The 17,794-nt window shown below is 59.3% G+C and carries 21 protein-coding genes; 11 read left to right on the top strand and 10 right to left on the bottom strand.

Annotation, left to right across the window (positions count from 1 at the left end; all coding sequences use genetic code 11):
• The first annotated feature begins 58 nt into the window (after positions 1 to 58).
• Both GOX88_RS02115 and grxD read left to right on the top strand, forming a co-directional pair.
• The gene (locus GOX88_RS02115; RefSeq protein ID WP_170398584.1) at positions 59 to 349 is read left to right on the top strand and encodes a hypothetical protein; all 291 of its coding nucleotides are present in this window, start codon (positions 59 to 61) and stop codon (positions 347 to 349) included.
• Positions 336 to 698, top strand: coding sequence for a Grx4 family monothiol glutaredoxin (grxD, locus tag GOX88_RS02110; RefSeq protein WP_170324809.1), 363 nt, complete (start codon positions 336 to 338; stop codon positions 696 to 698). Before GOX88_RS02115 ends, grxD begins: the two co-directional genes overlap by 14 nt.
• Here the strand turns inward: grxD and GOX88_RS02105 are convergent, their stop codons facing one another.
• Genes GOX88_RS02105 through GOX88_RS02095 form a run of 3 tightly spaced genes read right to left on the bottom strand, consistent with a single transcriptional unit; the run spans position 699 to position 2,241 of the window.
• Complete coding sequence (locus GOX88_RS02105) at positions 699 to 1,052, bottom strand: MliC family protein (protein WP_170398582.1); 354 nt, start codon at positions 1,050 to 1,052, stop codon at positions 699 to 701.
• On the bottom strand, positions 1,049 to 1,444 hold the full coding sequence (locus GOX88_RS02100; RefSeq protein ID WP_170398580.1) for a cell division protein ZapA: 396 nt from the start codon (positions 1,442 to 1,444) through the stop codon (positions 1,049 to 1,051). Before GOX88_RS02100 ends, GOX88_RS02105 begins: the two co-directional genes overlap by 4 nt.
• A complete protein-coding gene (locus GOX88_RS02095) occupies positions 1,444 to 2,241 on the bottom strand; it encodes a hypothetical protein (RefSeq protein ID WP_170398578.1) in 798 nt (265 codons plus the stop codon). The genes GOX88_RS02100 and GOX88_RS02095 overlap by 1 nt, the downstream gene beginning before the upstream one ends.
• A 234-nt stretch (positions 2,242 to 2,475) precedes the next feature.
• Here GOX88_RS02095 and tkt point away from each other — a divergent pair, with 234 nt between their 5' ends.
• Positions 2,476 to 4,500, top strand: coding sequence for a transketolase (gene tkt, locus GOX88_RS02090; protein ID WP_170398575.1), 2,025 nt, complete (start codon positions 2,476 to 2,478; stop codon positions 4,498 to 4,500).
• 54 nt (positions 4,501 to 4,554) lie between these two features.
• Here tkt and GOX88_RS02085 read toward each other — a convergent pair whose 3' ends face one another.
• On the bottom strand, positions 4,555 to 4,986 hold the full coding sequence (locus GOX88_RS02085; protein WP_170398572.1) for a hypothetical protein: 432 nt from the start codon (positions 4,984 to 4,986) through the stop codon (positions 4,555 to 4,557).
• 12 nt (positions 4,987 to 4,998) lie between these two features.
• Positions 4,999 to 5,970, bottom strand: coding sequence for a DUF808 domain-containing protein (locus GOX88_RS02080; protein WP_170398569.1), 972 nt, complete (start codon positions 5,968 to 5,970; stop codon positions 4,999 to 5,001).
• A gap of 181 nt (positions 5,971 to 6,151) precedes the next feature.
• On the opposite strand from GOX88_RS02080, the gene gap (GOX88_RS02075) reads away from it, so the two are divergent.
• The 3 genes from gap (GOX88_RS02075) (at position 6,152) to gap (GOX88_RS02065) (ending at position 8,454) form a co-directional block, all read left to right on the top strand.
• Complete coding sequence (gap, locus tag GOX88_RS02075) at positions 6,152 to 7,153, top strand: type I glyceraldehyde-3-phosphate dehydrogenase (RefSeq protein WP_170398566.1); 1,002 nt, start codon at positions 6,152 to 6,154, stop codon at positions 7,151 to 7,153.
• A 71-nt stretch (positions 7,154 to 7,224) separates the two neighbouring features.
• Positions 7,225 to 7,368: a hypothetical protein gene (locus GOX88_RS02070; protein WP_170398563.1), complete on the top strand. Its 144-nt coding sequence runs from the start codon at positions 7,225 to 7,227 to the stop codon at positions 7,366 to 7,368.
• 81 nt (positions 7,369 to 7,449) lie between these two features.
• Complete coding sequence (gap, locus tag GOX88_RS02065; RefSeq protein WP_170398560.1) at positions 7,450 to 8,454, top strand: type I glyceraldehyde-3-phosphate dehydrogenase; 1,005 nt, start codon at positions 7,450 to 7,452, stop codon at positions 8,452 to 8,454.
• On the opposite strand, the gene coaD is transcribed toward gap (GOX88_RS02065), so the two are convergent.
• The 3 genes from coaD to GOX88_RS02050 form a co-directional block, all read right to left on the bottom strand.
• On the bottom strand, positions 8,446 to 8,937 hold the full coding sequence (coaD, locus tag GOX88_RS02060) for a pantetheine-phosphate adenylyltransferase (protein WP_170398557.1): 492 nt from the start codon (positions 8,935 to 8,937) through the stop codon (positions 8,446 to 8,448). The genes gap (GOX88_RS02065) and coaD overlap by 9 nt on opposite strands.
• An 85-nt stretch (positions 8,938 to 9,022) precedes the next feature.
• Positions 9,023 to 9,460 carry a CBS domain-containing protein gene (locus GOX88_RS02055; protein ID WP_170398555.1) on the bottom strand — a complete coding sequence of 146 codons (438 nt, stop codon included), beginning with the start codon at positions 9,458 to 9,460 and terminating at the stop codon, positions 9,023 to 9,025.
• Between the two features lie 59 nt (positions 9,461 to 9,519).
• The gene (locus GOX88_RS02050) at positions 9,520 to 10,422 is read right to left on the bottom strand and encodes a LysR family transcriptional regulator (RefSeq protein ID WP_170398552.1); all 903 of its coding nucleotides are present in this window, start codon (positions 10,420 to 10,422) and stop codon (positions 9,520 to 9,522) included.
• Between the two features lie 103 nt (positions 10,423 to 10,525).
• On the opposite strand from GOX88_RS02050, the gene GOX88_RS02045 reads away from it, so the two are divergent.
• Together GOX88_RS02045 and GOX88_RS02040 are read left to right on the top strand one after the other, a co-directional pair.
• Positions 10,526 to 12,025: a CoA-acylating methylmalonate-semialdehyde dehydrogenase gene (locus GOX88_RS02045; protein ID WP_170398549.1), complete on the top strand. Its 1,500-nt coding sequence runs from the start codon at positions 10,526 to 10,528 to the stop codon at positions 12,023 to 12,025.
• Positions 12,026 to 12,223: 198 nt separating this feature from the next.
• Positions 12,224 to 12,808, top strand: coding sequence for a L,D-transpeptidase (locus GOX88_RS02040; protein ID WP_170398547.1), 585 nt, complete (start codon positions 12,224 to 12,226; stop codon positions 12,806 to 12,808).
• 50 nt (positions 12,809 to 12,858) lie between these two features.
• Here the strand turns inward: GOX88_RS02040 and GOX88_RS02035 are convergent, their stop codons facing one another.
• Complete coding sequence (locus GOX88_RS02035) at positions 12,859 to 13,335, bottom strand: fasciclin domain-containing protein (protein WP_170398544.1); 477 nt, start codon at positions 13,333 to 13,335, stop codon at positions 12,859 to 12,861.
• Positions 13,336 to 13,395: 60 nt separating this feature from the next.
• Positions 13,396 to 14,247 carry a class I SAM-dependent methyltransferase gene (locus GOX88_RS02030; protein ID WP_170398541.1) on the bottom strand — a complete coding sequence of 284 codons (852 nt, stop codon included), beginning with the start codon at positions 14,245 to 14,247 and terminating at the stop codon, positions 13,396 to 13,398.
• A 133-nt stretch (positions 14,248 to 14,380) separates the two neighbouring features.
• On the opposite strand from GOX88_RS02030, the gene GOX88_RS02025 reads away from it, so the two are divergent.
• The 3 genes from GOX88_RS02025 (at position 14,381) to GOX88_RS02015 (ending at position 17,791) form a co-directional block, all read left to right on the top strand.
• Entirely contained in the window at positions 14,381 to 15,496 is a 1,116-nt protein-coding gene (locus GOX88_RS02025; RefSeq protein ID WP_170398538.1) for a carboxylate-amine ligase, read from the top strand.
• A 104-nt stretch (positions 15,497 to 15,600) separates the two neighbouring features.
• Positions 15,601 to 16,743 (top strand): acyl-CoA dehydrogenase family protein, encoded by a 1,143-nt coding sequence (locus tag GOX88_RS02020; protein ID WP_170398535.1) that lies wholly within the window; start codon positions 15,601 to 15,603, stop codon positions 16,741 to 16,743.
• A 7-nt stretch (positions 16,744 to 16,750) separates the two neighbouring features.
• Positions 16,751 to 17,791, top strand: a complete 1,041-nt coding sequence (locus tag GOX88_RS02015) for an enoyl-CoA hydratase/isomerase family protein (RefSeq protein ID WP_170398532.1) — start codon at positions 16,751 to 16,753, stop codon at positions 17,789 to 17,791.
• Positions 17,792 to 17,794 lie beyond the last annotated feature (3 nt).

Here is a 17,794-nt window from a genome sequence, read left to right as displayed (position 1 = left end):
GCGCCATGCCAATCCCTCGGGACCCGCAGCAATACGCGAAAACAATGGTCCCTAAGAAATGAGCAATTGGCTGGTCGGCATTTGTACTATCGCAACATTGATAGTTGCCGCCGCTCTGATCGAAGCCTATGTGAAGCGGAACAGAAAACGTAACCTCGCCGACATGCGTCCGGACCCGGACAAAATCAGCAAGGTTGGCGGCATCGAAAGATACGGGCTGGATCCGCTGGCTCTGGCGCAAGCCGAACACCGACGGTTGGAGGAAGAAGGATGGACCTCTGACCCGTCACAGAATGAAACGACCGCCCCGGATACGGGTGAAAAGGACAAGCAAGATGAGCGACGTTAAAACTCAGATCGACGAAACCGTCAAAGCCAACGACGTGGTGCTGTACATGAAAGGCACCAAGGAAATGCCGCAGTGTGGGTTCTCGTCCCGCGTGGCCGGTGTTCTGAACTACATGGGTGTGGACTATACCGATGTAAACGTTCTGGCCGATGAAGAAGTGCGTCAGGGCATCAAGGATTATTCCGACTGGCCGACCGTGCCGCAGCTTTTCGTCAAGGGCGAATTCGTCGGCGGTTGCGACATCATCACCGAGATGACCCTGTCGGGCGAGCTGGACACTCTGTTTGACGAAAACGGTGTCGGCTACAACAAGGAAGCCGCCGACAAGATCCGCGAAGCAAACGCCTGATCAGCGGCTGCTGCAATTCTGAAGAACGACTTGCTCGCTGGCGGCATCCGAACCTGCCGCCAGAAAGCTTACTGTGGCGTCCCAACCTTTGGAACGCAGGATGTAAGTCCCCACCTCTCCCGCAGACTCGTAGCGAATGCCGGACCCGCTTTGGGCCTGCCGCAGCGTGACCAGTTGATTGTCGACGATCATCGCCGCCGCACTGGACCCGTCTGGCGCATTGAAATAGGCGACCTCCAGCGGAACCCCATTATCACAGGTAAATGTCACCGGCAGAATGTCGATTTCAGCCACAGCCAATCCGGCTGGCAGCGTCATCATCGCGGCAAAAGTCAGAGTTCTGACGGAGTTCATTCGGCAGACCTTTCCTCGATCACGGATGCAAGGGCCTCCGCCCGCGCGGCCAGTTCCGCCAGGGTATCTGTTACCGAAGGCGGCACCACAGCCACCTCGATCCGTTCGGGTTCCGGTTGCGGCATGTTTCTGAGCGCGTAAAGCTCCTCCTCGACGGCGGCCAGTTTCGCTTCGAGTGCACGTATCTTTTCATCCGTCCCGGCTGCCTTGTCGGCAAGCATCAGGCCGGCCATCAGCAACATCCGCGATTCCGGCATTCGGCCAATCTGATCGGACAGAACCTGCGCCTCGTCATCCAGCATCTTGGCGGCAGAATGCAGAAACGCCTCTTCACCTTCCTGGCACGAGACTTCAAAGCCGCGCCCACCGATTTGAATGGTCACTTCGGGCATTATTCAACCTCTCCTTCCGCCAGTTTCGCCTGCGACAGCAACGGCTCCAACCGGGCCAGGACTGCGTGCGCTTCGGCCGCATCGGTAGCCTGCGCGGCGCGCGTCGCCTCAAGCTCGGCCACCGTGGCGCGATTGAGAAGATCAGCGTCGGGAAGGCCGTCTTCGGCCGCGGCCCGCAACTCGTCCACCGATTGGCGCAATTGCTCATTCGCCTTCCGCATCCGCTGCAGATCGTCATCCAGACGCGACATCGCCGCCCCATGGCTGGCGCGTTCTGCGCGCAGCATGTCCAATTCGGCGCTCAAATCGGCCACCCGTTCGCTATCGGCCAGCTCAGACCGAAGACGTGCATTTTCAGCCTCAACCTCTTGCGCCGCGCTAACAGCGGAAGCCAGTTGCGCATTTTCAGCCTTCAAGGCCTCCAGCTCATCCTGGTTTTCCAGCGCCGCTTTGGCCGCCGCCAGTTCGGCACGCGCAGCCTCAACCGAGGCCAGCTTTGCCGTCGCCGCAGCAAGTTGCTCTCGCAACGCGCCGTTTTCGGGATCTTCCACCGGCGCCGTCCGCAGGCTCTCCATATCGGCGCGCATGGCGTCGACTTCCTGCTCGTGGCGTTCCTTCAGTGTTTTGAGACGCTGTTCCAACTGTGCATTTGCAACGCGTTCGTCATCCAATTCCGCGCGCAGGGCGTCATCCGCGCCACCGCTGGTCGGAGCCGCATCACCCAGCGCTTCGACGCCGGTTCCGATCCGATCCATTGCGGCAATGATACGGCGCTGTAGTTCTTCGATCTGGCTCATGCCCCTGCCACCTCTTAACCAAGGTTCCTTGTATCGCAGCTGTGTCCGAATCAACACCAACCGCGTCTTGCCCCAGTCTAACCCAACGAGACGGAAAATACCCACTGTTTGCTTTCAACAACTTGGGCCGCTTTCTTGAACCACACCCTGGCCGGAACGCTTGGTTCTGCTTGCACTTTGGGGGGCGGATGGTATTGAGCGCGCATCTGCCTGTAATCCAAAGGAACAACGCCCGTGGACCTGACTGCGCTGCGCAATGCAAACCCCGAACACTGGGACAAAGCTGCGGCCATCCGCACCCTGACCCTTGACGCCGTCGCCGCCGCCAATTCCGGCCATTCCGGCATGCCGATGGGCATGGCCGATGTCGCGACCGTGCTGTTCGAAAAGCACCTGAAATTCGATGCCTCGGCCCCGAACTGGCCGGACCGCGACCGGTTCATCCTGTCGGCGGGTCATGGCTCGATGCTGATCTATTCGCTGCTCTATCTCACGGGTCATGCTGACGTCACGCTGGACGAGATCAAGAACTTCCGCCAGCTGGGTGCGAAGACAGCAGGCCACCCCGAGAATTTCCTGGTTGACGGGATCGAGACCACGACCGGCCCGCTGGGTCAGGGCATCTCGAACGCTGTGGGCTTTGCCATGGCCGAGGAAATTCAGCGCGCGCATTACGGCAAGAAGGTCGTCGATCACTATACCTATGTGATCGCGGGCGACGGTTGCCTGATGGAAGGTGTCAGCCAAGAAGCAATCACGCTGGCGGGTCGTCACGAGCTGAGCAAGCTGATCGTCTTCTGGGACAACAACAACATCACCATTGACGGCACTGTCGATATGGCCGACCGCACTGATCAGGTGCGCCGTTTCGCGGCCTCGGGCTGGCATGTGATCGAAATCGACGGCCACGATCCCAAGGCGATCGACGCCGCGATCACTCAGGCGAAAAAATCGAACAAGCCGACCATGATCGCCTGCGAAAGCCACATTGCACTTGGCCACGCCGCGCAGGACACCTCGAAGGGTCACGGCGCGCTGACGGATCAGGAACAACTGAAGGCAGCCAAGGACGGCTACGGCTGGCCACATGACGCGTTCGAAGTCCCTGCCAACGTGAAATCCGCGTGGGAGGCCATCGGCACCCGCGGTTCCGCCGAACGCGCCGCATGGGAAGAGCGTTTCGCGCAGCTGTCCGAACGCAAGCAGGCCGAGTTCAACCGCGCCTATGCGTTCGAAGCGCCGAAGAAACTGGCCGGTGCCATCCGCGCGTTCAAAAAGCAGATGTCGGAAGATCAGCCGAAACTGGCCACCCGTGCCTCGTCGGAAAAGGTTCTGAACGTTGTGAACCCGATCATGACCGAGACCGTTGGCGGCTCGGCTGACCTGACCGGATCGAACAACACCAAATCGGCCGATATGGGCGTATTCCTGCCGGAAAACCGCAAGGGTCGCTACATTCACTACGGTATCCGTGAACACGGCATGGCCGCCGCGATGAACGGCATGGCGTTGCATGGCGGCATCCGCCCCTATGGCGGTACGTTCATGGCCTTCACCGACTATGCCCGTCCGTCCATGCGTCTGGCAGCGCTGATGAAGGTACCGTCGGTCTTCGTGATGACCCACGACTCGATCGGTCTGGGCGAAGACGGTCCGACTCACCAGCCGGTCGAGCATCTGGCCATCTCGCGCGCAACGCCGAACACCTATGTGTTCCGCCCCGCCGACACGGTTGAAACCGCCGAAGCCTGGGAACTGGCGCTGACCTTCAAGGACAGCCCCTCGGTCCTGTCGCTGACCCGTCAGGGCGTGCCGACCGTTCGGACCCAGCACAAGGCCAAGAACCTTGTTGCGCAGGGCGCTTACGTTCTGGCCGAAGCCGAGGGCAAGCGTCAGGCCATCCTGATCGCCACCGGCTCTGAAGTTTCGCTGGCGATGGAAGCCAAGGCCATGCTCGAGGCCGAAGGCATTGGTACCCGCGTTGTCTCCATGCCCTGCATGGAACTGTTCGCCGAGCAGGACGAAGCCTACCGCAAGCGCGTTCTACCTGCAGGTGCCGTACGTGTCGGTATCGAGGCCGCCGTCCGCGCCGGTGGCTGGGACCGCTGGCTGCTGGGTGAGCGTGGCCGCGAAGCCAAGGCCGGTTTCATCGGCATGTCGAGCTTCGGCGCTTCCGCTCCGGCAGGTGAGCTTTACAAGCATTTCGGCATCACCGCCGAGGCAACGGTTGCCAAAGTCAAGGAACTGCTGGGGCTGTAAGCCAATACCGAAGAATAAAGCAAAGGGCGGCTTTGGCCGCCCTTTTCCGTTTGCCTATACTTCGATCTGTTTTTTCAAAGCGTCGTATGCTTGCTGAGCATAGTCCAGACGCAATTCGTATCTGCCTCTGATCACGATGAAATCAGGCGCCTGAATGCCTGCCGCTGAAAACGTCTGAATAAGCTGTGTTCCAGAAAGCGGAATATACTCAGCGGACTGCCCGCTGAAGCGATTGTAAACCCGGCCAAGAGACCATCGGCTGCGTTTCTTTGCCTGATGCGCGGTATGAAGGCGGAAATGCAAGAAACCAAATAGCTCATCTGCCTTGAAAGGCATTATGTCGGCTGCTTCGCTAAATGCACTACCCAACAATGACAGAGCCGGGGACAAGCTGCTCCCGGTTGCTGACGAAATACCCATTTGCGGTTTTCCCGGCTCAGATAAAATTCTGAGGATTGCCTTACGAGGTTCGTCTGATGCTCCCAATTTATACTCCGCTCAATGCGTCTTAGTCTCTTTCGACTTTGAGTTTAGCAACGGCCCGATCACCTTGGTCGCAATTGGGATCAAAACAAGTCCCCAGGCGAGTCCAAACATTCCGTCCATCGCGGCTTTGGAAATCCATTCCACAGCACCCACCCACTGCTCGGAAACTGAATGCCCAATCGCATAGGCCCAGTCGTGGATGTGATGGCCCAGCCAGCCAAAGCCCAGAACTTCCATCCCGTGAATGACAATCGATCCGCCGACCCACAGCATCGCTGCAGTCCCAACGATCGACAGGGTCTTCAACACGCCCGGCATCGCCTTGACCAAACCGCGCCCCAATCCGCGCCCAATAGGCGTCGGCGCGTTCTGCGCCAGGTACAGGCCCACGTCATCCATCTTCACGATCAGCGCGACCGATCCATAAACCGCAACTGTGACACCAATCCCCACAACCGCCAGCGTCGCTGCCTGCATCCACAGATTCGGAGCTTCAATGGCCGCAAGTGCAATGGTCATGATTTCAGCCGACAGGATAAAATCGGTCTTGATGGCACCCCTGACCTTCTGTTCCTCCAGATGACCGGGATCGCGCACGTTCATGTCTTCTTCGATGGCGTGGCTGCCATGCGGAAACAGGACGTGGAATATCTTCTCGGCCCCCTCGAAACACAAATACGACCCGCCCAACATCAGTAAGGGCGTGATCAGCCACGGCGCAAAATTGGCCAGCAGCAAAGCGACCGGAAGCAGCAGCACTATCTTGTTGAATACCGAGCCCCGCGCAATGCGCCAGATGATCGGCAACTCACGCGCCGGCGCAAACCCTTGAACGTATTTCGGTGTGACTGCCGCGTCGTCGATGATCACACCCGCCGTCTTGGCCCCTGCCTTGCCCGCCGCGGCCACCACGTCATCCACCGAGGACGCCGCGACCTTGGCGATCCCCGCCACATCATCCAAAAGGGCCAACAGACCGCTCATCGCGCATCCTTTCCTGTATTCTGCCGCACCCGGACCCTACCCGATCCCACAGCTAGCGCAAGCGTTAGCGCAATCTCATGAGGTTTGCGCTAACACCTTAAAAATATGCCGATTTTACTCTTTTGAGATTCAGTAATCGCCGCTATATGGCCTGCAAAGCAAGCGCATTTGGAGACGTCACATGACCATCAAGGTCGGTATCAATGGTTTTGGCCGCATCGGCCGCTGCACCCTGTCGCACATCGCCGCGTCGGGCCGTAACGACATCGAAGTGATCAAGGTCAACGCGACCGGCCCGCTGGAAACAACCGCGCATCTGCTGAAATATGACAGCGTTCATGGCCGTTTTCCCCGCGACATCGCGATCAATGGCAACACCATGGATCTGGGCCGCGGCCCGATGGAGATGTTCTCGACCTACGACATGAACGAGCTGGACTGGGAAGGCTGCGACGTCGTTCTCGAATGCACCGGCAAATTCAACGACGGTCTGAAAGCCAAGACTCACCTTGAGCGTGGCGCCAGCAAGGTTCTGCTGTCCGCACCCGGCAAGAATGTCGACAAGACCATCGTGTTCGGAGTGAACCACAAGACTCTGACCGCAAACGACAACATGGTTTCGAATGGGTCCTGCACCACGAACTGCCTTGCTCCGCTTGCCAAGGTACTGGACGAAGGTATCGGCATCGAAAACGGCATCATGACCACGATCCACGCCTATACCGGTGATCAGCCGACGCTGGACCGTCGTCACAGCGACCTGTACCGCGCCCGCGCTGCGGCGATGTCGATGATCCCGACCTCGACCGGTGCCGCCAAGGCTCTGGGTGAGGTACTGCCGAACCTGAAAGGCCGTCTGGATGGCTCGGCGATCCGCGTTCCCACCCCGAACGTCTCGGCCGTTGACCTGACCTTCCGTGCCTCGCGCGAGGTGACCGTAGACGAGGTTAACGAGATCGTGCGCGAAGCCGCGCAAGGCCCGATGCAGCGCGTTCTGGGCTACGAGCCCGCACCGCTTGTCTCGACCGATTTCAACCACACCGAGGAAAGCTCGATCTTCGCACCGGATCAGACCCGTGTTGTCGATGGCCGTCTGGTTCGCGTTCTGGCCTGGTATGACAATGAATGGGGCTTCTCGGTCCGTATGGCCGACGTGGCCGTTGCCATGGGTCACCTTAACTAAGACCGTTTCGAAATCTTGAACCTCTTTGCCCGCTCAGGTTATCTGGGCGGGCATTTTCGTTCGGGGCCGCAATGACCAATCAAATCGCTATCTGGCTCGGCCTCATGATCCTTGGCGCGATCATTGTTGATTATGCATTCTTTGGTCCCGAGCATCTGATCTTCCTCGGAAAAAAACTCTACGCCTTTCTGGACTGGGTCGCCATCTGGCGCTGACTGAGGTTTTGCTTGACATTTCCGCTGATCTGATGATGTTAGCGCTAACCTTACTTAGCCGAAATTCGGACGGAGCAGAAAATGACACTCAAGCTGGCAATCAACGGATTCGGGCGGATCGGACGCGGCGTTTTGCGCGCAGTGATGGAGACCGGGCGAACGGACGTGGAAATCGTTGCGATCAACGATCTGGCCAAGCCAGAAATGAACGCGCATCTGTTTGAGTTCGACAGTGTACATGGCCGCTATCCCAACAAAGTTACGCTGACCGAAGAAGGCCTGGACGTTGGCGCTGGCCCGATCCGGCTGAGCAGCGAACGCGACCCTGAGGCGCTGAACTGGTCGGATGTCGACGTGGTTCTGGAATGCACCGGAGTGTTCCGCACACGCGAAGCCGCTGAACGGCATCTGAAAAACGGCTCGAAAAAAGTACTGATCTCTGCCCCTGCCCGCGGTGACGGCGCAGTTAAGACGGTTGTATTTGGCGTAAATGACCAAGAATTGACCGCCGAGGATACCGTGGTTTCAAACGCTTCCTGTACCACAAACTGCTTGTCACCTGTGGCGGCCGCGCTGGACGCAGGGCTGGGCATCGTGCACGGCAACATGACCACCGTTCACGCCTATACCGCCAGCCAGCCGGTTCACGATACCGCAGGTAAGGACCCTTACCTGTCGCGCGCCGCCGCGTTGTCGATGATCCCCACCACAACCGGGGCCGCCGCCGCTGTGGGGCTGGTTCTGCCGCAACTGGCGGGGAAACTGACCGGTCAGGCGATCCGCGTTCCCACACCGAACGTATCGGTAGTGGATCTGGTGGTCGAGGTGTCGCGCCCGACCACCGAGGAAGAGGTAAACGCGCTGTTCGTTGACGCCGCTGCCAAAATTCCCGGCGTTCTGGCTGCAGAAAACCGCCCTTTGGTGTCAATGGACTTCAACCACGATGCCCACAGCTCGACTGTGTCATTGGCGGAAACCAAAGTCACTGACGGCACGCTGGTCCGCGTTCTGGCTTGGTACGACAACGAATGGGGTTTCTCGAACCGGATGCTGGACACAGCCGCCGCGATGGGTGCCTTAGCCTAACTTTTCGCGCAGAGCGTCATTGACCCGGGGCGTGACGAATTTCGACACGTCCCCGTTCAGCCGCGCGATCTCTTTCACCAGTTTTGATGCGATGGCCTGATGCCGGGCCTCGGCCATCAGGAACACGGTCTCGATCGAGTTGTCCAGCACGCGGTTCATGCCAACCATCTGGAATTCATACTCGAAATCCGCGACGGCCCGCAGCCCGCGCACGATGATCTGCGCCCCCACATCGCGGGCGCAATCGATCAGCAGGTTTTCAAACGGATGGGCAACAATCTCGGTTCCGGTCTGTTCGGACAGATGCGCGCATTCCGCTTCGATCATGGCAACGCGCTCTTCCAGACTAAACATCGGTCCCTTGTCGCGGTTGATGGCGACACCGATAACCAATCTATCCACCAACGCTGCGGCGCGGCGAATAATGTCGATATGACCCAAAGTGATAGGATCAAAGGTTCCGGGATATAATCCGACCCGCATCGCGCCCTCCTGCGCAATAATATTTCTGCGCAAGCAAACATAAACTTCATGCAGGTGCAAGCGATCAGTTCGGAAGTTTGGGCCGTCAGTGGCCCATAATCATACCTTGCAGCGCATCTTTTTCCATCGCCAGTTCCGACAACTGTGCCTTGACCACATCGCCAAGCGTCACAATTCCAACCAGCTTGCCATCCTCAATCACGGGCATATGGCGAAAGCGGCCTTCGGTCATCCGGGCCATGATATCCTGAACGGTTGCCTGCCGCGTCGTCGTGACCAGGTCTTGCGTCATGTATGCGCTGACCGGCTGGTTCAGACATCCGCTGCCGCTTGCGGCCAGCTCGCGCACGATATCCCGTTCGGACAGGATTCCGGACGCCGTCTGCCCGCCGTCTTCGGACACGACAACAGTACCGATGCGTTTGTCCGCCAGTATCTTCGAAGCTTCTGAGACCGTCGCCGAAGGCTCGACCGTCACCACGCCTTCTGTTGCCTTGGATTTCAGAATGGCCTGTACGAGCATGAAGAACACCTCCGAAATAATAATCTTATTCCAAAGCGTTGCGCGATTGGGCCGACCTGTCAAGCGTCGGCATCGGCTTCAAGCCGCGCAACTTCGTCACGGATGCCCTGCGTCAGGGCGTCGGCAAAGCGGTTCAACCGTTCGTTGCGCTGGTCGCCCTGATGCCGTACAAGATAGAAACTGCGGGTCAAACTCACTTGATCCGTCAGGATTTTCCGTAGGTTCCGGTGGAAGGGCAACGTAAAGTCGTGGGCCACACACACCCCGGTGCCAAGCGTCACCTGACGCAGTTGAACCGAGACGGAATTCGATGCAAGCGCGACACGGTCAACACCGATATCGTTGAGGTAATCAAGCTCGCGGTCGAAAATCATGTCCGGAATATAACCAATCAACCGGTGCCCTTTCAGATCGGTTACCGAGTGTATGGGGTCGTGGCGATCCAGATAGCTCTGCGTCGCCACCATATGCAGTTTGTAGTCGCTGACTTTTTTGACCAGAAGCTTTCCCGCAGTTGGCGCGCTTACCGTTATGGCCATATCCGCCTCGCGTCGGGACAGGTTGATGATCCGCGGCAAGGCCAGAATCTGAATATCCAGGTCGGGGTTGGCATCGCTGATTTTCGCACAGACCTGCGGCAGCAGATAATTAGCGCTGCCATCCGGTGCCCCGATCCGAATCTGACCGCTGAGAGATTTGGTGGAGCCCACTACAACTCCCGCCGCCGCACGCATCGCTTCTTCGGCTTGCAGGCCGTGATCCAACAGGCGCTCCCCCGCCGCCGTCAGCAGGTAACCCTGCTGGGACTTCGTGAACAGCGTCGCATCCAATGCCACCTCAAGCCGGGCAATGCGTCGCCCTACCGTGGCAGGATCAATCTTGAGTATTCGCCCGGCCGATGACAGGCTTTCTTCGCGCGCGACGGCCAGAAAAACCCGCATGTCATCCCAGTTCGGATTCATGTGCTACCTTTTGCATTTTTGCAAAGCTCTTTTGAGACATTGCCTCTGTTCGCGCGATTTCTGCAAGCCTATTGTGCGTTCAAATCTATCGGAGGAGTTTTTGATGCAAGACCTGACCCACTTCCTCAACGGCGAAATGAGCCCTGGAACATCCGGCCGTTTTGACGACGTGTTCAACCCCGCCACCGGCGAAGTTCAGTATCGCTGCCCAATGGCCAGTGCTGCGGAAACCACCGCCGCCATCGAGGCCGCCGCTGCCGCGCAACCTGCATGGGGCGCGACCAACCCGCAGAAGCGCGCGCGTGTAATGATGGCCATGGTCGGTCTGATGAACCGCGACATGGACAAGCTGGCCGAAGCGCTGAGCCGCGAGCACGGTAAAACCATCCCTGACGCCAAGGGCGACCTGCAGCGCGGTCTGGAAGTGATCGAATACTGCATCGGTGCACCGCAGATGCTGAAAGGTGAATTCACCGACAGCGCAGGCCCGGGCATCGACATGTATTCGATGCGTCAGCCTCTGGGTGTTGTCGGTTCGATCATGCCGTTCAACTTCCCGGCGATGATGCCACTGTGGCACGTCGGTCCGGCTCTGGCCTGCGGTAACGCCGTGGTTCTGAAACCGTCCGAGCGTGACCCCTCGGTGCCGCTGATGCTGGCCGAACTGTTTGTCGAAGCCGGCCTGCCCAAAGGCGTGTTCCAGGTTGTGAACGGCGACAAAGAGGCCGTGGACACCATCCTCGACAGCGAAATCATTCAGGGCGTCAGCTTTGTGGGTTCGACCCCGATCGCGCAGTACATCTACAGCCGCGCAACCGCCAACGGCAAACGCGCGCAGTGCTTCGGTGGTGCCAAGAACCACATGATCGTCATGCCCGACGCCGATCTGGATCAGGCGGCTGACGCGCTGGTCGGTGCAGGTTTCGGCGCGGCGGGCGAACGCTGCATGGCGATCTCGGTCGCTGTACCTGTCGGCGAAGAAACCGCAGATCGCCTGATCGAGAAACTGATCCCGCGCGTCGAAAAGCTGAAAGTCGGCCCCTACACCGCAGGCGACGACGTGGACATGGGCCCCGTTGTGACCGCAGCTGCGAAAGAGCGTATCCTCGGCCTGATCAACTCGGGCGTTGAGCAAGGCGCCAAGCTGGTTGTCGACAACCGCGACTTCAGCCTGCAGGGCTATGAGGACGGCTTCTTTGTCGGTCCGCACCTGTTCGACAACGTCACTCCCGAGATGGACATCTACAAACAGGAGATCTTTGGCCCTGTTCTGTCGACCGTCCGCGCAGGGTCGTACGAAGAGGCGATTGGCCTGGCGATGGACCACGAGTACGGCAATGGCACCGCGATCTTCACCCGCGATGGCGACACCGCACGTGACTTTGCCAGCCGGATCAACATCGGCATGGTCGGCATCAACGTTCCGATCCCGGTGCCGCTGGCCTACCACACCTTTGGCGGCTGGAAAAAATCCATGTTCGGCGACCTGAACCAGCACGGTCCGGACAGCTTCAAGTTCTACACCCGCACCAAGACCGTCACCGCGCGTTGGCCCTCGGGCATCAAAGAAGGTGGCGAGTTCAACTTCAAGGCAATGGACTGATCCACGGCCAAATACCGAAACAATCAAACCCGGCCGGTTACAGGCCGGGTTTTTTCTCGGCAATGCACCGCCAAAACAGTCGTTTTCACGATAAATTCAGTTTGCACACCCTAGAAAAACGGGTCGATGGTCAATATTTTACGGCAGATTATTGCTCGAGCAGTTCCTGAACCGGAGGCCAATTTGTCAAATCCCCGTATGACTCGCCGCTCTGCATTGCTGGGTGCAGCGTCTCTTCTGGCGACGCCCGCCATCGTGCGCGCGCAAAGCATAGATGCGTTCCCCACTGATGAGGAAGCGATCAGCACGCAACTGCCGGTCCGCCGCAACGTGTCCTCGTTCTCGCAGCAGAACTGGCAGGACCATTTCGATGAGTTGGGCGTTGGCTGCCTGCTGGCCGATATCACCAGCCGCGCAGTGCACTATTGGAGCCCGGACGGGACATACAAACTGTATCCGAGTTCCGTTCCGATGAGCGAGGAACTGACCAAGCGCGGTTACACCAAGATCGTGCGCAAAACCGAATTCCCCAGCTGGACGCCGACCGCGTCCATGCGCGAACGCGATCCCTCGCTGCCTGTTCGAATGGAGGGCGGCGACCCCGGCAATCCACTGGGCACACGCGCCATGTATCTGGATTGGCCTGCCTATCTGGTGCACGGCACCCACGACACACGCAAGATTGGCCGTCAAAGCTCATCCGGCTGTATCGGCCTCTACAATCAGCATGTCGAAGAGCTGTATCCTCTGGTCCAGATTGGAACCCAGGTCAGACTGGTCTGACACAAAAAGCCCCGGCCAACAGGACCGGGGCTTTTTCCTTAGGGGTGTTCTTATTCCGGCAGCATTACCGCGTCGATCACGTGGATCACGCCGTTGCTTGCCTCGATATCGGCCTGCACCACCTCGGCGTCATTGACCTTAACACCGTTCCTTGCATTCACGCTCAGACGGTCCCCTTGCACGGTGAGAACCTTGGCGCGTTTGCCCGCGATATCACCCGACATCACCTTGGCCGGAACCACGTGATAGGTCAGGATTTCAACCAGCTGATCCTTGTTCTCCGGCAGCAACAGCGTTTCAACCGTGCCTTCGGGCAACGCGGCAAACGCTTCATCGGTCGGCGCGAACACGGTGTACGGACCATCCCCTTTCAACGTATCGACCAGCCCGGCGGCCTGAACCGCAGCGACCAGAGTGTTGAACGATCCGGCCGAAACGGCGGTGTCCACGATATCAGCGGCCTGCGCCTTTACAGGCAGAGCAAGGGTAAGTGCGGCGGCGGCGCCCATGAATGTGCGGCGTAACATGGCTGTTGTCTCCTCTCCAGCTTGTTATGGAAAGGGGTACGGAAGCTCAGCCAGCCCGGATCACTTTTCTCTGATCTGCACCCATATGCTCTGGGCGCGGCCGTCCTTCAGGAACGGCAAGGCCTCGACCGCATCCGGGCGGTCTTTTTGCAGGAAATACCCAGGCCAAAGCATTGAAAAGGCACCGGATTGCAGCAGGGCGTGCAGCATGTACTGCTCGCCCCAACCCGGGCAGTCGTAGAAGAACCGCTTAGGGTATTCGTAGGGCAGAAAAACATCGTGGACATGGATCACCACGCCCGGTTTCAGTGCCGGGATGATGCGGCAGAACAGATGCGCCACGTCGTTGCTCATCCGAACGACATGGCTGGAATCGATGAACAGGACATCACCAGCCTCAAGCTGGTCGAACAGCGCCGGGTCGACTTCCTCGAGCCGCTTCTGCTCGAAGTGGTCCACGACATGCGCGATATCCGCCCGAGGGTAAGGATCAATCGCCGTGATTTGCGTGTCCAGCCCGCCATCAATGATCGCCTGCCGGGTCACGCGGGTCGAGTTGCCGCAGCCGACCTCGATCACCCGCTTCGGCGCGAACCGCCGGATCATCAGATACAGTGCGTCGGCATCGGGACTGTCATAGTAGCCGTTGCCGATCCGATAGCCGGTCTGATTGCGCGCCGGGTCCTTCAGGGCCTCCAGCGCCTCGGCGTGTTGGCCGTACTCGGCGACCAGCTGGTCGATATCGAACCCTTCCATCCCCGGTGACAAGGCATAGGCCGGACGGGTCAGTCCGCCTGCCCGTTCGAACGCCTCAAGTCGGGCGCGCTCGTCGTTTTCAGCGGCCTTGTCGATCAGCTTCACCCCCAACTCATTCAGGGCCTCATTGATCTTGGGGAATTTTCTGGGTTTCACGGGGCGGCTCCACTTTCCTGTTGCCTGCTCCTTACCGCTGCTTGCCGGGCCTCTGCAAGGCGGGCAGCGTCAAACGCTTGGCAAAACAGGAATTTCCGTATTCACTGGTCGGAATAGTTATGCGAGGTCCGCCATGCAGCAAGAATACACGCTGGGCATCGAAGAAGAGTATTTGCTGGTCGATCGCGACAGCCTTGAGCTTGCCGAAGCGCCCGCCGCCCTGATGGAGGCCTGCCAGTCGGATTTCGAAGGACAGGTCAGCCCCGAATTCTTGCAATGCCAGATCGAGGTCGGCACCCGGCCCCACACAACAGTCAAGTCCGCCCGCGAGGATCTGAAGCGTCTACGCTCCTGTGTGGCCGAACGCGCCGCCGAATATAACCTCGCCCCTATAGCCGTATCCTGTCACCCGTTCGCCGACTGGAAGAAACAACACCACACCCGCAAGGATCGCTATGACGCGCTGCAACACGCACTGGGCGGGGTCGCGCGGAGGATGCTGATCTGCGGGATGCACGTGCATGTCGGGGTTGAGGACCCTGCCCTACGCGCCGATCTGATGCCGCAGCTGTCGTATTTCCTGCCGCACCTGCTGGCGCTGTCGACGTCCTCGCCCTATTGGAACGGAGAGGATACCGGCCTGTCCTCTTATCGCCTGACCGTGTTCGACAACCTGCCGCGCACAGGGCTGCCTCCGGTTCTGGCCAGTTGGTCGGATTACGAGCGCACCACAGGCATTCTGGTCGAACTCGGCGTAATCGAGGACACGACGAAGATCTGGTGGGACCTGCGCCCGTCACACCGATTCCCGACACTGGAAACCCGGATCATGGACGTGCAACCGCGGCTGGAACATACGCTGTCGCTGGCCGCGCTGGTACAGGCCCTGACCCGCATGTTGTGCCGCCTGAAGGACCGGAACCTGCGTTGGCGCCATTACGACCAGTTTCTGATCGGCGAAAACCGCTGGCGTGCGCAGCGCTATGGCGTCGGCGAAGGGTTGATCGACTTCGGAGATCGCTCAATTAAACCGATGCCCGAGTTGATGGGCGAACTGATGGGCCTGCTGGCCGAAGACGCCGAGGCGCTGGGCACCATGACGGAATTGGCCCGTCTGCAGCAGATCGCGCAAACTGGTACCTCGGCCACGCGACAGCGCCGCGCCTATGCCGAAGCCGTGGCAAAAGGCGATGATCCGGGCAAGGCGGTGGTCCGGCATCTGATCGAAGAATTCCACCTCGACCTTTGACATCCCGAAGTACCAATGCCGGTGATTGCTGACCGTGCAAAATTTCTGTAAGAATTCAGAAATAAACACTCGTTCAATTCATTCGGCAGCGTGGGAGGCAAGCCTTGGATTTTGCACTGACAGAAGAGCAGACCGCGATCTTCGATATGGCCTATGATTTCGGGCAGGACAACATCGCACCCAACGCCCGCCAATGGGAGGCCGATGGGACCATCCCCAAAGACCTTTGGCCGCAGATCGGTGAATTGGGGTTCGGCGGGCTTTATGTTTCGGAAGACAGCGGCGGATCGGGCCTGACCCGCCTGGACGCGACGCTGGTGTTCGAGGCACTTTCGATGGCCTGCCCCTCGGTCGCGGCGTTCCTGTCGATCCACAACATGTGCGCCAAGATGCTGGACAGTTTCGCCAGCGACGACCTGAAATCGCGCATCATGCCCGACGTGCTGAGCCTGAACACCGTGCTCAGCTATTGCCTGACTGAACCCGGATCGGGCTCGGACGCTGCCGCGCTGAAAACCCGCGCGGACCGCACCAATGAAGGCTACACGCTGAACGGCACCAAGGCCTTTATCTCGGGCGGCGGCTATTCCGACGCCTATGTCTGCATGGTGCGCACCGGGCAGGATGGCCCCAAGGGCATCTCGACCGTCTATGTCGAGGACGGCACGCCCGGCCTCAGCTTTGGCGCGCTAGAACAGAAGATGGGCTGGAAAAGCCAACCCACGGCGCAGGTGCAGTTCGACGATTGCAAAATTCCGGCAGGCAACCTTGTGGGCACCGAAGGCGACGGCTTCAAATACGCGATGAAGGGGCTGGATGGAGGGCGGTTGAACATCGCCTCCTGCTCACTGGGGGCCGCGCAGGCCGGTCTGAACATGACCTTGCAATACATGTCGGAACGCAAAGCTTTTGGCCAATCCATCGACCAGTTTCAGGCATTGCAATTCCGGCTCGCGGACATGGAGATCGAACTGCAGGCCGCCCGCACCTTCCTGCGACAGGCCGCGTGGAAGCTGGATCAGGGCGCGCCCGATGCGACCAAGTTCTGCGCCATGGCCAAGAAATTCGTGACCGAGACCGGGTCCAAGGTTGTGGACCAGTGCCTGCAATTGCATGGTGGCTACGGGTATCTTGCGGATTATGGTATCGAGAAACTGGTCCGCGATCTCCGCGTGCATCAGATTCTGGAAGGAACGAATGAAATCATGCGGGTCATTGTCGCCCGACAAATGCTTGCCGAACGCTGAGGGGCCAATGCCTGACATAGACATCCGCATCACGGGCCGCGCCGGGCGCATCACCTTGACCCGTCCAAAGGCACTGAACGCGCTGACCTATGATATGTGCATGGCGATCGACACAGCGCTGCGGAACTGGCGCGAAGATGACGCCGTGGATCTGATCATTCTGGATGCCGAGGGCGACAAGGCCTTTTGTGCGGGCGGCGACATTGCCGACCTCTACGCAACCGGCATCAAAGGTGATTACGGTTACGGCCGCACGTTCTGGCGGGACGAATACCGTCTGAACGCGCTGATCTTTGAATACCCCAAACCGGTCGTCAGTTTCCTGCAAGGCTTCACCATGGGTGGCGGCGCCGGCATCGGCTGCCACGGCAGCCACCGTATCGTTGGCGAAAGCTCAAAAATTGCTCTGCCGGAGTGTTCCATTGGACTGGTGCCGGACGTCGGCAGCACCCTGATGCTGTCCCTGGCCCCCGGTCGGCTGGGCGAGTATCTGGGCACCACAGGCCACCGCATGGGACCTGGGGACGCCATCTTTGCCGGTTTTGCCGATCACTACATTCCCCTAGCCGAGTGGTCCGATCTGATCGAGATGCTCGAGGCATCGGGTGACACCGAAATGCTGCAGAAACATTCAGCGGTGCCACCGGAAAGCGAACTGGAGGATCAGCAGCCTGAGATCGACGCCTGTTTTGACGGTGAGAGCCTCGGGGACATCCTGAACACTCTGACCCATTCCGATCACTCTGTGGCCACTGAGGCGCAAAAACTCATGGGCCGCAATTCGCCGCTTTCCATGGCATGTACGGTTGAGATGCTGCACCGCTTGCGCACCCCCAGCCTGACCCAGCGCAAAGCACTGGAACTGGAATACCGCTATACCTTCCGCGCGATGGAGCACGGAGATTTTCTGGAAGGCATCCGCGCCCAGATCATCGACAAGGACCGCACGCCACGCTGGCAGTTTGCCGATCAGGCCGTGCCTGCTGTCGCGGTGTCAAAGATGCTGCAGCCGCTGGGTGCAGACATGCTGACTTTTGAGGAGACATAAGAG

This window comes from Ruegeria arenilitoris, from assembly GCF_013030985.1.
GTDB classification, from domain to species: Bacteria; Pseudomonadota; Alphaproteobacteria; order Rhodobacterales; family Rhodobacteraceae; genus Ruegeria; species Ruegeria arenilitoris_B.
Note: the sequence above shows the minus strand (reverse complement) of the source record. Positions and strands in the feature narration are given on the sequence as shown.

Excerpts from the sequence above, each read along its gene's own strand:
- GOX88_RS02115 (WP_170398584.1), top strand. The coding sequence starts at position 59 with ATGAGCAATTGGCTGGTCGGCATTTGTACTATCGCAACATTGATAGTT.
- grxD (WP_170324809.1), top strand. The coding sequence starts at position 336 with ATGAGCGACGTTAAAACTCAGATCGACGAAACCGTCAAAGCCAACGAC.
- GOX88_RS02105 (WP_170398582.1), bottom strand. The coding sequence starts at position 1,052 with ATGAACTCCGTCAGAACTCTGACTTTTGCCGCGATGATGACGCTGCCA.
- GOX88_RS02100 (WP_170398580.1), bottom strand. The coding sequence starts at position 1,444 with ATGCCCGAAGTGACCATTCAAATCGGTGGGCGCGGCTTTGAAGTCTCG.
- GOX88_RS02095 (WP_170398578.1), bottom strand. The coding sequence starts at position 2,241 with ATGAGCCAGATCGAAGAACTACAGCGCCGTATCATTGCCGCAATGGAT.
- GOX88_RS02080 (WP_170398569.1), bottom strand. The coding sequence starts at position 5,970 with ATGAGCGGTCTGTTGGCCCTTTTGGATGATGTGGCGGGGATCGCCAAG.
- gap (WP_170398566.1), top strand. The coding sequence starts at position 6,152 with ATGACCATCAAGGTCGGTATCAATGGTTTTGGCCGCATCGGCCGCTGC.
- GOX88_RS02070 (WP_170398563.1), top strand. The coding sequence starts at position 7,225 with ATGACCAATCAAATCGCTATCTGGCTCGGCCTCATGATCCTTGGCGCG.
- gap (WP_170398560.1), top strand. The coding sequence starts at position 7,450 with ATGACACTCAAGCTGGCAATCAACGGATTCGGGCGGATCGGACGCGGC.
- coaD (WP_170398557.1), bottom strand. The coding sequence starts at position 8,937 with ATGCGGGTCGGATTATATCCCGGAACCTTTGATCCTATCACTTTGGGT.
- GOX88_RS02055 (WP_170398555.1), bottom strand. The coding sequence starts at position 9,460 with ATGCTCGTACAGGCCATTCTGAAATCCAAGGCAACAGAAGGCGTGGTG.
- GOX88_RS02050 (WP_170398552.1), bottom strand. The coding sequence starts at position 10,422 with ATGAATCCGAACTGGGATGACATGCGGGTTTTTCTGGCCGTCGCGCGC.
- GOX88_RS02045 (WP_170398549.1), top strand. The coding sequence starts at position 10,526 with ATGCAAGACCTGACCCACTTCCTCAACGGCGAAATGAGCCCTGGAACA.
- GOX88_RS02040 (WP_170398547.1), top strand. The coding sequence starts at position 12,224 with ATGACTCGCCGCTCTGCATTGCTGGGTGCAGCGTCTCTTCTGGCGACG.
- GOX88_RS02035 (WP_170398544.1), bottom strand. The coding sequence starts at position 13,335 with ATGTTACGCCGCACATTCATGGGCGCCGCCGCCGCACTTACCCTTGCT.
- GOX88_RS02025 (WP_170398538.1), top strand. The coding sequence starts at position 14,381 with ATGCAGCAAGAATACACGCTGGGCATCGAAGAAGAGTATTTGCTGGTC.
- GOX88_RS02015 (WP_170398532.1), top strand. The coding sequence starts at position 16,751 with ATGCCTGACATAGACATCCGCATCACGGGCCGCGCCGGGCGCATCACC.